Raw genomic sequence first — 12880 nt, forward strand, 5'->3', positions numbered from 1 at the left:
AAACAACGCACATGCGTGCCCCGACCAGTCGGTTTCAATCTGCGTGAACGTCTCCCCGATTCTCCGGTGGGCGGACCGACGGACCCACGGCGTCCGGTTCACCCTCGAGATGCAATCGCTGACGCACCCACCTCGACGGCACCCGCAGGCGGCTACGGACTCGAATGACCGGCACCTCACCGGACCTCGCCACTGCGTAGACAGTCGACCGACCGACACCGAGAAGCCGTGCCGTGTCATCGATCGAGACCGTCGGCTCGATCAACAGACGCCTGAGAATGTCCTGCACACCTGCCGTCCGCTCGACACCGTGCAGCATGGCGACGCTGCCTTCGTGAACTACTCGGCGAAGCCGCAGATCCGCACCTCGCCACAACGACCAGGAAAACAACAACCGACCAAGGGTTCCGGCCCCGGGCGGCGTGGGTGTCGGTAAACCGATCGTATTCTGAACGCGCAACACCGAAAAACTACTGATGGATCCCGGTATGAGCGTTCAGCCATACCGGCAAGTGTGCGCCGTCGTCGAACACCGTCACCTCGGGGTGTTCCTCGTCGAGAACCGAGAGGTGACATCCCCACAGCAGACCCAGACGGCGCTCGATCGCCCAATCCAGGACCGCCCACAGATTCGCGCGCAACCGTTCGTCGGGATCGCTGGTATTGCCTCGTGGTTTCGGCGGTATCAGCGCGGCCAGGCGTCGGGTGGCGGCAGCGTCGAGCCAGCCGTGGATACCCTCGCCCATAGCTCCCAGTCCGAGCAGATAGGCCGAACCGTACGCCAGTCGCGTGAGTAGCGTGTCCAGCTCGGTGACCGGTACATGTCGTCGCCCCTTGTACATCGGCAAGACCTCCGAAAGGTACGCCTCCCGGCCGTAGAGTCGCGCGCAGGCTCGTAGCGTCTCACGGGCGATGATCCACTCCATGAGGCCGACGAAATCTTCGTAGTCCCACGCTGAACTGTCGGGGTCGAAACGATCCAGTTTCTTTGAGGGATGCTCGCGGATCGTGCCGTTGACAACTTGGAAGTCATCTCCGAGGTCGCAGGCCGAGAACGAGTCGTCGACATGCGCCATCACCGCCGCCAAACCCTCGAAATCGCCGAGCACCTCCTCGCCGTGATGCGACCGAAGGTGTGCATGGAAACGACGAATGGCACCCGCGACGGTCGGATGTCCGGGTCCCGACCTCAACGCCGGGACCACCACAGTGCGGAATCTCTCCTCGTCGAACGCGCACACCACGCTCTCTATACCCATCGCGCACTCCTTCGATCCGATCAGGACTGATCATCACAGTCACCGACCGGACGAACAATGCGGTTTACCAGCCATCGCCGCGCTGGACGTGAAGTAGCCGACTCGCAGATCCAACGCCGAGTTGATCGGTTCGGCAGACGGAGCTGGAAGCCGCTCGGCTCACACCCTATCGGCGGTGTTGAGAATCGTTCGATTCTCAACACCCCGGCGGAGCGGCTACAGGGCCGGTACGACAGCCGGCGGCCAATCCCGTGGCTCGACATTGGCGGGTTTCTCGCTGACATCCTGGTCCCAGTCGAACACCGGTGTCGGAGGACCCCACTGTTTCGGTTCGACAAAAGAGATGGTCTCAGTACCGAAATCCACCTGCACGAACGAGGCGGTGCCGGAGAAGGTCGCGTAGCGGAACCCGGCGGTGCCGGAGAAGGCCGCGCCGCCGAACCATGCGTCGCCGGAGAAGATCGTGCCACCGAACTAGGCATCGCCCGAGAATTTCACATTGCTGAGGTCGATGTTCTCGAGATGTGCCGCGAGGAAGTCGGAGTCGCTTGTCGACCAGCTGTATTCGGCTGTGGGGCAGAGGTGGTCAGCGATAACGCGGACGATGGTGGCACGGACTTCTCGGTCGTTGTGCCGGTATTCGAGGTGGCGTTCCTGGTCGTCGGCGCGGGTGCCGTCGGCTGTCGCTCGGTGCTGTTTGAGGACCAGTTTGCTCTGGTGGTTGGCACCGAGCTCTGGGGTCGACAAGCGCGGTGCGGAACTGTTGTTCCAGGTTCTGACCGAACGCGAGGAGAAAGCGAGTGTGGCGATCTCCTCCAACGAAAGCTTCTCCTCATGGCCGAAAACGTTCACCGACCCCCGGCTTTGTGCCGCGATTGTCGACCGGCTCACCTTCGGCGGCAACATCCTCGAGACCGGCACCGACTCCTACCGGCTCACCCACACCCGCAGCCAGCGCCAAGCCGAACCCTGCGGCCCGTCCGGCGAAACCGAGAGATGCGCCCTGCTCCGCCACCCGGAGGAAACCGCTTTCATGCGGCGCAGAACGCCTGCGACCGCTCGATAAGCCGGCAACCGCTGGGCACTTTGGCCGGTAACAACACACCGAGCGGGGTCGTCCGGATTGTCACTCTGACGTTCGGGTTCGACCCAGCCAGGCTGAGGGCAGTATGGACAGCCCCTCCGTAAGTGAAGCCGATGGGTGCGGAATTCTCGGAGTTGGATCTTGGCTTTCGGCCTCGAGATACTGCTGTTTCAAATCGTCGACGGTTGTGCTGATCGTCGTCGCTGTCAGTGGTGTTCGTGGTCGATGGCTGAGTCTCTGGGTGAGAGGTCGAATCGTTCGGCGAATTCCGACATCTGGTCGTGTTGCTGCGCGGGGTCGGCACCGGCGAAGCCGACGACGATCCGGTCCACCCCGTGCTGGGCGAGTTCCTCGACGAGTTCGGGGGACATGTCGGCTGATCCCCAGCGGGTGTACTCGATTTCGGCAGGATCACGCCCTGCGTCGGTGGCGGTCTTGCGGGCCAGTTCGATCTGCCGGTCACGTTCGTGTTCGGTCAGCATGCCGCCGACGAAATATCCGTTACCGCGTCGTCCGGCGCGCTGTGCTGCCGCCGCGCTGGAGCCCCCGATATGGATGGGTAACGCGGTCGTTTCGTGCGGTTTGGGATAGCTGCACAGGTTGGCGAAGGCGAAGAACTCGCCGTGGTGGCTGACGCCGTCCGGGCCGCCCGCCCACAGCAGGCGCAGCACATCGATGGCCTCGTCCGCGCGACGGCCACGACTGCGGAAATCGACGCCCATCGCGTGGGCTTCCCCAGGCAAGGCGCCGAGGCCGACGGTGAGCAGCCGCATCCTGCCTCGGGACAGTACGTCGACGGTGGCAAGCCGCTTGGCCAGGACCACCGGATGCCGGTACGGCAGTAGCAGCACACCGGTACCGAGCAGAATCCGATGTGTGGCCGCGGCGACGAAGCTCAAGCAATCCAGTGGATCGGTGACTGTAAGGAATCAACCTGTCGGTGTGTCGGCGGCGGCGAGCAGTTCCAGTGCTGTGCGGAACCGGGTGGCGGCGGGTGTGGGTGTGTGTCCGACTTGTTCCAGGAGGGGGCGGGTTTCGCGGATGACATTGCCGATGGAGGATCTGCTGACGTCGCCGAGCGCGTCGGCGAGGACGTCGATGGTGCAGAGTCGGCGTTGATAGAGGATGGTGAGGATGACGCGTTCGGTGTTTCCGATCTTCTGGGGGAATACCCCCCGTCGGGTGCCTGGTTGGCGTTGAGCGCCGCGGCGCTGGTGGGTCAGTCGCTCGGTCTGGGCGAGTTGGCGAGCTTGTAGGTTCCGGGTGAGGGCATCCAGTTGTGCGCGGGTCATGCCGGTCAGGGTCGGTGCCGAGAGCTTTTCGATGATCGCGGTCCGCTGCGGTGTGGTGTCGTGGTCGAGGAAGCTGAGCAGGTCGGCGGCTGTGGTGAATCGAACGGCGGCGGTGCCGGGCAGGTGGTCGTGGTCTTCAAGGATCCGGCGGGTTTCCTTGACGAGATCACCTATGCAGACGCCGGTGACTTCCAACAGGTCGCCGAGGACGTTCAGCGAACACACTTGCCGCTGGTAGAGGAGGGTGAGCAGGACGCGGGTCGGGTCGTCGAACAGTGGCTTGACGCGTTGACTGCCGGTGGCGCGACGCGCCCGGCCACCACGCTGCTCGCTGTAGCGCTGCTGGGACCGCGCCGCCTGGGCAGGCGCCAAGACTGCGCAGAGCCGGGCGAGTTGATCAGGGTCCAGGCCGGTCAGTCGCGGATCATCGAGACGCCGAAGCATCTGCCGGCGTCGGTGAGCCGCCGTCGAGCCATGCGTCGGATCGCCCTCACCCAACGGTGCGGTGCCGGGCTCGGGATGAAGCGTGTAGTTCCATGTGCCGCGCGTTTCGTGTCGTTGGAGCGGCAGGGCGGCGAACCGCTGCTTGCTGACGGCGATCCCGATCGGGTAGTCGCCGCTGTCGAGTACGGCCTCGATGCGCAGCCCGGTGCGGGTGGTGGTGGATCCGATTGTCTGCAGGACGACCTCGTGGCTGGTAAGCGGGCGACTGCGCCAGTTGTGGGTGATGTGGGAGAACATCCGATGCTCGATCTTGTTCCACTTCGAAGTGCCCGGCGGAAAGTGACAGACTGTGATCGCCAGACCGGTTTCGGCGGCCAACGCCGCCAGTTCGCTCTTCCATACTTGGCGGCGGTAGCCGTTGGAGCCACCGCAGTCCGCGGTAATCAGCAGTTTCGCCGCGCTTGGGTAGTCGAGGCTGCCGCGCGCGGTCCACCAGCGGCGAATCGATTCCACCGCGAACACGCTCGTGTCGTGGTCGACTCCGACGTTCACCCAGCCGGTGTTGCGGGCGAGGTCATAGACCCCATAGGGGATGGCCTGCTCGATCTCCGGGCCGGAGAAGAAGAAATGATGGTCCTCGACCTGCACCGGCTCGCCCTTGGGTCGCCACTCACGCCCGGCCATCGGCAGCCGACCGATCTGCTCGCGCTTTTTGGTGTCCACGCTGATCACCGGCTCGCCCGCCGCCTGATGCTGCTTCACCTGCTCGTTGACATAGCGGAACTGGACATCACGGTCCGGATGCTGAGCGCCTTCGAGAGTTTTGGCGACACCTTGCAGGCTGAAGCCCTCGGCCTTCAACAGCCGCCCGACCGTCATCGCCGAGACCGGGTGCCCTTGCCGTGTCAACTCGTCGGCGAGATTACGCAGCGACTTCGTCGTCCACCGCAGAGGTGAACTCGGGTCACCCCGCTCGTCCGGCTCGACCAGCGCCATCAACGCGTCGCGAACCCCTGGGTCTGTCTCCTCGACCCGTTTGCGGCCACCGCCGGGCAGACGCACCCGCCCACCAGGCAACGGCGACTCGCCCGCCTCCAACTCGAAAACTCCTCTGCGGACAGTGGTTTCGCTGACACCGGCCGCCCGCGCCACTGCACGCACCCCGCCATGCCCCAACGCCCGCGCTTCGCCGCCCAACATCAAACGCCGCTGCCGCTCGTTCAGATGCGGCGACAACACCGCCCACCGCTCGGCCAGACCACGAACTCCACTCACCACCGCCATAGCACACCCAAATACACTGCAACCCAACACAACACGTAACTACGTTACAGTCACTCGAAATACGGCAACGTCGGCGGCAACTCGCCCGCGCCGTAGTCGGCGCCGGGATACAGCGCGATATGGTCCTGGACATACAGTGCCTCAAACCCCAGGTTTTCCGCGTGCCGGGCGAACGCGACGAGGCGATCGGGATCGGTGCCGTTGAACGCCGTGCCGTAGCTGGTCGCAAATCGCATTACGAGATTCCTTCCTGGTACAGATGGGAGCCGGTCATCGCCGTGCCGGCTCGACCGCAGACAACAGGGCTAGAGGGAGAATTCGCACTTCGGGGGCCGGCCGGCCAAGGCGCTGATCCGCGCGCTCAGCTGTCGCCGCGCGGCGGAGAGCCTGTCGATCGCGTCGTCGATCTCGGCGATCTTGCCCCGCAGGGACTCCACCGATTCCGGGCATTCGTCGCCGGACCGGTGGCCGGTGCGTAGGCAGGTGATGAACGGGCGGGCATCGACCAGGTCGAAACCCAACTCCAGCAATGCCCGGATTTTCCGCACGATCTCGAGCTCGTGCTCGTCGTAGACGCGGTAACCGTTGGCCGACCGCTCGGGCTGCACGAGTCCGTGCTGCTCGTAGTAGCGCACCGTGCGTGCACTCGTGCCAGCGCGCTCGGCCAGCTCTCCGATCAGCATGTGACCTCCTGTCGAGACTGCTGCAGCAACGGTAAACCTTGTCACCGACGTCAAGGCAATACCGCAGATCCGCACCCACCCCACTCGGCTCTGCCCGAACCCACGCCCCCGGTTGAGGACCTTGGACAACTCACGGCGTCCACGTCCGCTCTTCGGCATCAGCACATGTCGAGTCGTCATGCACCCAGAAGGCTGCGCACGCGACGAGAACGTAGTTCGGACGCCGGTCCAGGCTAGTGCGGGGGTGGTTGTAGTGCACGCGGGCCGGCGCGGCGAGCGGCGATCTGGACGGGCAACTGACCCCACCACGCACACGAAGCGCCGTCCGAATTCACGGACACTCGATCTTGAAACCAGCCCTCATTGCCGTCGGAATCTATGGACAAGCATCGTCAGTATCCATGGACGCAGCCACCTCGCGGGTTGCGGGCGGCTGTCCACGCCACCGATGTGCGTACTGGCCCAGGAGATTCAAGTCCACAGATACGAGCCTCGCCTCGGCCAGGCCGCGCTGCTCTAAGGACCGGTGTTGTACAGCAGCACCGCGACCAATCCGCCGCCCGGCAGTTGCCACATCGACCTCGGCAACAGGTCCCTGACCGCTACCGGGAAGATCGATGTCGTCAAGTGATCGACAGGCACCCAAAAGAACTCGAAATCGTCCTCACGGCCCGTTGTCTGTCGATGTACGAAGGAGTCGTCTGCGGCGATTTCGAAGTCAGGTTCTCGCCCGCACGAAGAGGTGCCGATCAGCTCGCGTACACGGTCGCGGAGGCTCCCGCGAAAACAGCGACATCGTCACAGTGTGCGGTGAGCGATATGGTTGCCTGCCCGGTGGCGTCACCGATGGATCGGACGGTGCCGCCGAACGTGATCTCGGAGACGCGGTGGGAATCCACGAGGACCGGGCTCGCGAACTGCACGTAGTAGCTGGTGATACAGTCCGCGACGCCGAGCCATTCGGTCAGGCAGGCGGCGCCGAGTCCCATCGTCAGCATGCCGTGGGCGGTCACCTGGCGCAGCCCCGCATGCCGCGCGGCTTCGTCGCTCCAATGGATCGGATTGACATCTCCAGAGACACCGGCGTAGTGCACGAGTTCACCCCGGGACAAGCGCAAGACACGCTGCGGGAATTTCCGTCCCACAGTCAAGTTCGGTACCGCGGCGTGGGCGCCGATCGCCGTCCCGGGCGGGATCGGTGTCGCGGGCTGCGGCGCGGGTGGGGCGGCCGCGGGTGCCGGTTCGGGGATGTCGAGCATCGCGAGGGCGTCCACCGTCGGTGCGAGTTCGTGAGCGCGCCCGACGAGCGTGGTATGCACGGTCTGCACCAGGTTGCCCTTTTCGTCGCGGACGACAGTGGTGACGGCTATCAGGTCACCGCTCGGTGTAGACCGGCGGGAATCGATGATGATCTCGTGCGTCAGCCGAGCCCCTGCGGCTACGGGGCGGTGGCAGCGAATGTCCTGATCCACTTGAAGCAAGTGCGCGGGGTCGTAACCGTCGAGCGCCGCCCGCATAAGCGACCGGTGCGCGAAGGAGCCGACCGCCGAGGCGAAGGTGATCGGTGCGACCAGGCCCGGATGGCCGAGCGCGGCGGCGGTGGCGTCGTCCCAGTGCGCGGGATGGAAATCCTGGACTGCGCGGGCGAAATCGCGAATCTTTTCCCGGCCCACCTCGTAGTGGTCGGTGTCGGCGTAACTACGACCCACGGTGGGGTGCGGGAACATGATGGGACTCCTCCGGGTCACCGTGGGGTACGAGCGGCGAAGATCCGTTGGCCGTGTGCGGCCAACGGGTGCTCCGGTCCGGGCAGAACCAGCCAGGCGGGCAGATCGGCTGCAATGAGCTCGGCGCGCCACTGGGTTTCGGTCAGGAAGATGCGGTCGGTGCCTGCGCGCATATCGTCGCGACCGGGGCGGACGCCTCCGGGACGGGGGGACATCAGGAAATGCATGGAGGTGAGCAGCTGGCAGTGTTCGCGGCAGGACTCGATGACGACGAGGTGACCGCCGGGGCGCAACAGCTCGTGCAGCCGCCCCAGCGCGACCCCGCTGTGGTGGGCGTTGTGCAGCACGTTCGCGGCCAGGATGATGTCGAAGGACCGGTGCGGCGGCAAGTCGGCGTTGAGATCGAGCAGGGCGAACCGCAGCCAGGGGTAGTCGGCGAAGCGTGCCCGGGCGGCGTCGAGGAAGAACGACGATACGTCGGTGAAGTGGTATTCGACCGGCAGGCCGTCGAGTACCGGGAGAAGGTCGGCGGTGGTGCCGCCGACCCCTGCGCCGAGTTCCAGGATGCGTACGGGGTGGCGGTCGGTGGCGAGATCGTCCACCGACCGGGCGACGACCGCGCCGGCGGCCGCGTTCAAGTATCGGTTGACCGGGTTGTCACGGTATGCGGCCTCGGCGGTGAGCAGGTCGGCGTCCGGGAACAACAGTTCCTGGGCGAGTATTCGGTCTCGCAACAGATCACACGCGTGGCGGTTGGCAGCCGTGAAGAAGCGCGCGAGCTGCGGGGAGAACCCGAGGTCTGCGCACACTCGGTCCAAATCGGCGCGGTGCGGTGCGGCGACCTCCCGAAGGGACGAGAAGTGTCGGTCGGCGCGTTCCAGCCACCCGTGGGCGGTGAGCAGACCGAGCCAGCGTCGCAGCAGCCAGCGATGTCGTGGGGCGACGTCCAACGCTTTCGCGATGTCGTCCTCGGTGCGCGCAGTACCGCCCGGCAGCGCGGGTCGTAGTGCGGCGGCCATGGCGTGCAACCCGAACAGATCGAGGTCCTCGCGCGCGGAAAGGCACTGTCGCGCATCGAAATCGGCGACCGCGTCCGTGGCGCGCGCGGCGATGTCGAGGGTCTCGTCGGTAATCATCGCGCCTCGTTCAGCGGCGGGATGTTGTGATTGCAGCGAAACAGGTTGTCGGGATCGTAGGTGGCTTTGAGCTGTCGCAGTCGCGGATAGGAATGGCGATGGTAGGCACGGCGCACCCGTTCGGGTGACGCGGTGTCGTCGAGGATCCCGATGTAGGGCCCGCCCGCCGAACAGCCCTGTAGTGCGGCCACGACCTCGGCGATCCACCGCCGCGAGGAGTCCAGATCTGTCCGCGCTGGCCCGCCGGAGAACATGACCGCGTGATAGTCGGCGTCGTGGTAGCCGAACGCGGTCGCGTCCACCGGCACACGGCGCAGCGCGCCGCCGAGTTGATGGACCGACACCAGCGAGTACGGGGTGGGCATGTCGGCCGCGAGGTCGATGAGCGCGTTGATGGCGTCGTCGTCGAATTCGCGCAGCCATTCGGTCCCGGTGGCGGTGCCGTGGCTTTCGTGAAATGCCTGCTCGGTATTGCGTTGCAGCTGGGGATATTCCAGCGGCCGGATGAGGTCGAGCTCCGGTTCGCCCAAGCGCTTCAATCGTGCCAGTTCCGCGCGGGCCCGGTCGGCGGGTCCGAAGTAGGCGACCGTGACCGCGGCCATTGCAGGCCCCTCGGGCGCGGTGGGCGGCCAGTGCAGCAGGGTCGCGCGTAGCGCGAGTTCGTCCGGGGCCTCGGCGCACAGCTCGCGGAATTCACGGAAGACCGCGCGCCCAGCCTCCAGCTGGAACAGCAGCGTGCCCGCGTGCAGGGGGCCGATCGGATGCAGTTCGAACTCCACAGCAACGACGACACCGAAATTGCCGCCGCCGCCGCGCAGCGCCCACAGCAGGTCGGGGTGGTGCTCCGCGCTGGTGTGCACCAGCTGTCCGTCGGCGAGCACTATGTGGGCGGAGCGAACGCTGTCGCAGGTGAAGCCTGCCATCCGCTGCAGCCACCCGCTGCCGCCGCACAGCGCGGAACCGATCACGCCGACGGTGGACACGTCCGCTCCGGTGACGGCCAGGCCGTGCCGGTGACAGGCACGATCGAATTCCGCCCAGGTGACTCCCGCGCCGACGGTGGCACGCCGGGCGATCGGGTCGATGGTGATCGTCCGCAGCCCCGACAGATCCAGCAGCAGTGAGCCGTTCGCGGCCGGGTGCCTCGCGACTTCATGGCCGCCGCCGCGTATCGACACGGCCATCCCGTGCCGCCGCGCCGTCGTGACCGCGACTCGCACGTCGGGGACTCGGGCGCAGCACACGATGGCGGCAGGCCGCTGGTCGACAGCGCAATTCCAGCGTTGCCGTGCGCGGTCGTAACCGGGATCGCCCGGTGTCAGGACGGCGCCTCGGCAGGCCGCGCGCAGGTCGGTGAGATAGTCCGTCGGTTGAGTGGTCATGTGGCGGCGAACTCCTCGGAGACGACGATGGGAGGCGGTGCGGTGGTGCCGCGGAGCAATTCGAGATAGTCGGCGAGGACCTCCGGCATCCGGCGGCGCACGTAGCGTGTGAACGGGTCGTTGCAGACGCGGTGCGGCGGATCGGCGCGCACGGCTTCCAGATCCGCCTGGTGTTCGGGGCGGCCGACGGCGAGCAGCCGTGCGTCGGCCGAGTCGAGCAGGACCGCGCATTCCGGCGGCAGCGCCGCCGCGAGCGAAGCGGGCGCGACCGCGTCCGCGGCGTCGGGGACGAGCAGCGCGTTCGGTATGCCGGTGACCATGGTCGCCTCCCGGCGCACGGTGTCGGCTAGCGCGGCGATCCGATCGGCCGTGTCGCGGCCTCGAAGGTCGCGCCAGACGACGGTACGGGGCGGGACCGGCGCGGGCTCGTCCACGGTCAGTACGGCGTCGTAGCGATATCGGGTCAGTTCGGTATCGTCCCGCATCGGCTTGGCGTAGAAGGCGACCCGCACCGATCGGGGATGCCGATGCGCGATCCGAGCGAAGACCCGTGGATCGCACAGGAGCTCTTCGTCCGCGTCGAGTCGGGCGGCGGCCCGCCGATCCAGGTCCTCGGCGTTCAGGCCGGGATCACGGGCCAGTTCCAGCCATCGAGCGAAATCTTGCGCCCCGAGCAGATTACGGATGTCACCGACGACGACGGCGCCCCCGGGCGCGACCATGTCGAGCGCGTCATCGAGTACGGCGGTGAGGTAACGCTCGTCCGGAAAGCACTGGGTCACGCTGTTGAGCAGGACGCAGTCCGGCCGCCCGCTCGCATCCACCGCACGTAGTGCAGCCCGCACCTGGTCGGTAGTGAGCTCGTGCGCGGCAGCGCGCAGCACCGAGACACCCGGAAGCCGTAGAGCACGCAGCCTTTCCACCACGGGCTCGGCCGGATCGAGCCCCACATAGCCTCGCGTCGACGGATACAGCCGGTGGACGAGAAGACCACTGCCGCAGCCGATCTCGAGGACAGTGTCGGGTCGCCCGCGACGCACCATGCCTACGGCGTGATCGATCCACTCCAGCATGTGCTCGCGCGGGAACGCCGCACCGGTGTCGGAGGCCCGCCATCCGGACAGATCCAGATCCTCGCCGTGGCGTAGCTCCTCGGAGGAATAGACGTACTCGTACACTTGCCGCCAATGCTCGAAATACTCGACGAGCAGCGCCCCGGGAGCGGGCCGCACCGCGACAGCTTCGGCGGCGGGACGCACCACGAGCGCCGCACGACGCGCGTCCCACCACGCCGAATCGACCCACGGATGCCGCCCGAGCGCGGCGACCACCTGATCGGTCACGGCTTGCGCGCCTGCGACATGGCCGCGAGTTCGGCCGCGGCGAACATGCGGTACACGCGTTCGGGATCGTTGGCCGCGTGCGCCCGCCCCCCGTGCACGTCGCGCCAGAAACGCTGCACGGCGCTGTCGGGCCGCAACGCGCGGCCACCGGAGCTTTCGAACAGTCGATCCATGGCGGCCACCGCGCGCTCGGTGCCGCGGACCTGATCGCGGCGCAGCCGCAATCGATCACGCGGTCCGATGGGCCGGTCTGCCGCCGCCAGCGCGTACAGATCATCGATGTTGTGGGTGAGCTGGCGCCAGGCGGCGTCGATCTCGGTCGCGGCGAACGCGATTCGCTCCAGCGTGGCTGGATCGTCGCGGAACTGGTCACCACGGTAGCCGGTGTCCTTGCGTGCGTCACCGGGCAATGCGGCACGCACCCGGTCACTCTGCTGCTCGAGGTACGCGCGATAACCGCCGCGCGCCATTCCGACGATGGCGGCGGTGATGGCGCTGGTGTGCAGGCAGCCGAACGGAATCCTGTACAGCGCCCCATCGTTGACCTGCTGTCCGGGCGTACGGCAGGCGGTCACCGCATCCGAGGCGAGCACCCGGTGCGCGGGCACGAACACCTCCTCCACATGGATATCGTTGCTTCCGGTGCCGCGCAGGGCCATCGCCTGCCACACGTCGGCGACGCGGTAGTCGCCAGCGGGCACCAGGAAGGTGCACGAATCGACCGATTCGCCGTCGACGATGACCCGTGCGCCCAGCAACGCCCACCGCGCGTGGTCGCAAGCGGACGCGAAACCCCACGTTCCGCTGAGCAGATAGCCGCCCTCGACCGGAACGGCGGTGCCGGTCATGGCGTACGAGGAGCAGATGGGGATGTCGACGCCCGAGTCCCAGACCTCCTGTTGGGCGGAGCCGTCGAAGAGTGCCAGGTTCCATGGGGATACGCCGAGAACGGAGGCGACCCACCCGGTCGAGCCGCAGGCCGAGGCCAGCTCGGCGGCTGCCGTGTAGAAGGCGGCCGGATGCGCTTCGTGCCCGCCATAGCGGCGCGGGCGCAGCAGGCCGAAGAACCCGGTCGCGGTGATCTCCGCCAGCGACTCCGCCGGAATCCTCCTGGCCTGCTCGGTGTCCGCGGCACGCTTGCTCAGCGTCGGCAGCAGTTCACCGACCGCGGCCAGTACCGCGGCGGTGGCGTCGTCGGTCATTGCGTTGTCCTCCATAGCGAGTCGGATGTTCGTTCCCGTGCGGT

13 protein-coding genes and 1 pseudogene are annotated in these 12880 nt (G+C 66.7%); 1 reads left to right on the plus strand and 13 read right to left on the minus strand.

From position 1 onward, the window contains the following. Positions 1 to 34 precede the first annotated feature (34 nt). From AB4Z47_RS27810 to AB4Z47_RS27825, 4 genes are all read right to left on the minus strand, one after another. Entirely contained in the window at positions 35 to 319 is a 285-nt protein-coding gene (locus AB4Z47_RS27810) for a helix-turn-helix domain-containing protein (protein ID WP_441955174.1), read from the minus strand. Positions 320 to 470: 151 nt separating this feature from the next. After that, positions 471 to 1259, minus strand: coding sequence for a hypothetical protein (locus AB4Z47_RS27815; protein ID WP_441955176.1), 789 nt, complete (start codon positions 1257 to 1259; stop codon positions 471 to 473). A gap of 216 nt (positions 1260 to 1475) precedes the next feature. Further along, a complete protein-coding gene (locus AB4Z47_RS27820) occupies positions 1476 to 1721 on the minus strand; it encodes a pentapeptide repeat-containing protein (protein ID WP_441955213.1) in 246 nt (81 codons plus the stop codon). A gap of 12 nt (positions 1722 to 1733) precedes the next feature. Next, entirely contained in the window at positions 1734 to 2006 is a 273-nt protein-coding gene (locus AB4Z47_RS27825; RefSeq protein WP_441955178.1) for a hypothetical protein, read from the minus strand. Between AB4Z47_RS27825 and AB4Z47_RS27830 the strand changes: the two are divergent. Then, positions 1999 to 2217 (plus strand): annotated as a pseudogene (locus AB4Z47_RS27830) (ATP-binding protein); the annotation flags it as partial. The gene AB4Z47_RS27825 and the pseudogene AB4Z47_RS27830 overlap by 8 nt on opposite strands. Before the next feature lie 332 nt (positions 2218 to 2549). Here AB4Z47_RS27830 and AB4Z47_RS27835 read toward each other — a convergent pair. The 9 genes from AB4Z47_RS27835 to hsaA all read right to left on the minus strand — a co-directional run bounded on the left by AB4Z47_RS27835 (position 2550) and on the right by hsaA (position 12836). Beyond that, the gene (locus tag AB4Z47_RS27835) at positions 2550 to 3251 is read right to left on the minus strand and encodes a TIGR03619 family F420-dependent LLM class oxidoreductase (RefSeq protein WP_441955215.1); all 702 of its coding nucleotides are present in this window, start codon (positions 3249 to 3251) and stop codon (positions 2550 to 2552) included. 21 nt (positions 3252 to 3272) lie between these two features. Further along, the gene (locus AB4Z47_RS27840) at positions 3273 to 5354 is read right to left on the minus strand and encodes an ISAzo13 family transposase (protein ID WP_441955180.1); all 2082 of its coding nucleotides are present in this window, start codon (positions 5352 to 5354) and stop codon (positions 3273 to 3275) included. A gap of 59 nt (positions 5355 to 5413) precedes the next feature. Then, on the minus strand, positions 5414 to 5599 hold the full coding sequence (locus tag AB4Z47_RS27845; RefSeq protein ID WP_441955182.1) for a hypothetical protein: 186 nt from the start codon (positions 5597 to 5599) through the stop codon (positions 5414 to 5416). A 69-nt stretch (positions 5600 to 5668) separates the two neighbouring features. Continuing rightward, positions 5669 to 6046, minus strand: a complete 378-nt coding sequence (locus AB4Z47_RS27850) for a MerR family transcriptional regulator (protein ID WP_441955184.1) — start codon at positions 6044 to 6046, stop codon at positions 5669 to 5671. 749 nt (positions 6047 to 6795) lie between these two features. Next, positions 6796 to 7773: a fused (3R)-hydroxyacyl-ACP dehydratase subunits HadA/HadB gene (locus AB4Z47_RS27855; protein WP_441955186.1), complete on the minus strand. Its 978-nt coding sequence runs from the start codon at positions 7771 to 7773 to the stop codon at positions 6796 to 6798. 17 nt (positions 7774 to 7790) lie between these two features. Next, complete coding sequence (locus AB4Z47_RS27860; RefSeq protein ID WP_441955188.1) at positions 7791 to 8909, minus strand: class I SAM-dependent methyltransferase; 1119 nt, start codon at positions 8907 to 8909, stop codon at positions 7791 to 7793. Continuing rightward, positions 8906 to 10291, minus strand: coding sequence for an FAD-binding oxidoreductase (locus AB4Z47_RS27865; RefSeq protein ID WP_441955190.1), 1386 nt, complete (start codon positions 10289 to 10291; stop codon positions 8906 to 8908). Before AB4Z47_RS27865 ends, AB4Z47_RS27860 begins: the two co-directional genes overlap by 4 nt. Next, entirely contained in the window at positions 10288 to 11634 is a 1347-nt protein-coding gene (locus tag AB4Z47_RS27870; protein ID WP_441955192.1) for a class I SAM-dependent methyltransferase, read from the minus strand. The genes AB4Z47_RS27865 and AB4Z47_RS27870 overlap by 4 nt, the downstream gene beginning before the upstream one ends. Then, on the minus strand, positions 11631 to 12836 hold the full coding sequence (gene hsaA / locus AB4Z47_RS27875) for a 3-hydroxy-9,10-secoandrosta-1,3,5(10)-triene-9,17-dione monooxygenase oxygenase subunit (RefSeq protein ID WP_441955193.1): 1206 nt from the start codon (positions 12834 to 12836) through the stop codon (positions 11631 to 11633). The genes AB4Z47_RS27870 and hsaA overlap by 4 nt, the downstream gene beginning before the upstream one ends. Positions 12837 to 12880 lie beyond the last annotated feature (44 nt).

Origin of the sequence: Nocardia sp. 2TAF39 (assembly GCF_052114905.1) — a bacterium.
Taxonomy (GTDB): Bacteria; Actinomycetota; Actinomycetes; order Mycobacteriales; family Mycobacteriaceae; genus Nocardia.

Bases quoted from the DNA above. Each gene is read 5' to 3' on its own strand.
- AB4Z47_RS27810 (WP_441955174.1), bottom strand. From the start codon at position 319: ATGCTGCACGGTGTCGAGCGGACGGCAGGTGTGCAGGACATTCTCAGG.
- AB4Z47_RS27855 (WP_441955186.1), bottom strand. From the start codon at position 7,773: ATGTTCCCGCACCCCACCGTGGGTCGTAGTTACGCCGACACCGACCAC.
- AB4Z47_RS27865 (WP_441955190.1), bottom strand. From the start codon at position 10,291: ATGACCACTCAACCGACGGACTATCTCACCGACCTGCGCGCGGCCTGC.
- AB4Z47_RS27845 (WP_441955182.1), bottom strand. From the start codon at position 5,599: ATGCGATTTGCGACCAGCTACGGCACGGCGTTCAACGGCACCGATCCC.
- AB4Z47_RS27860 (WP_441955188.1), bottom strand. From the start codon at position 8,909: ATGATTACCGACGAGACCCTCGACATCGCCGCGCGCGCCACGGACGCG.
- AB4Z47_RS27815 (WP_441955176.1), bottom strand. From the start codon at position 1,259: ATGGGTATAGAGAGCGTGGTGTGCGCGTTCGACGAGGAGAGATTCCGC.
- AB4Z47_RS27850 (WP_441955184.1), bottom strand. From the start codon at position 6,046: ATGCTGATCGGAGAGCTGGCCGAGCGCGCTGGCACGAGTGCACGCACG.
- hsaA (WP_441955193.1), bottom strand. From the start codon at position 12,836: ATGACCGACGACGCCACCGCCGCGGTACTGGCCGCGGTCGGTGAACTG.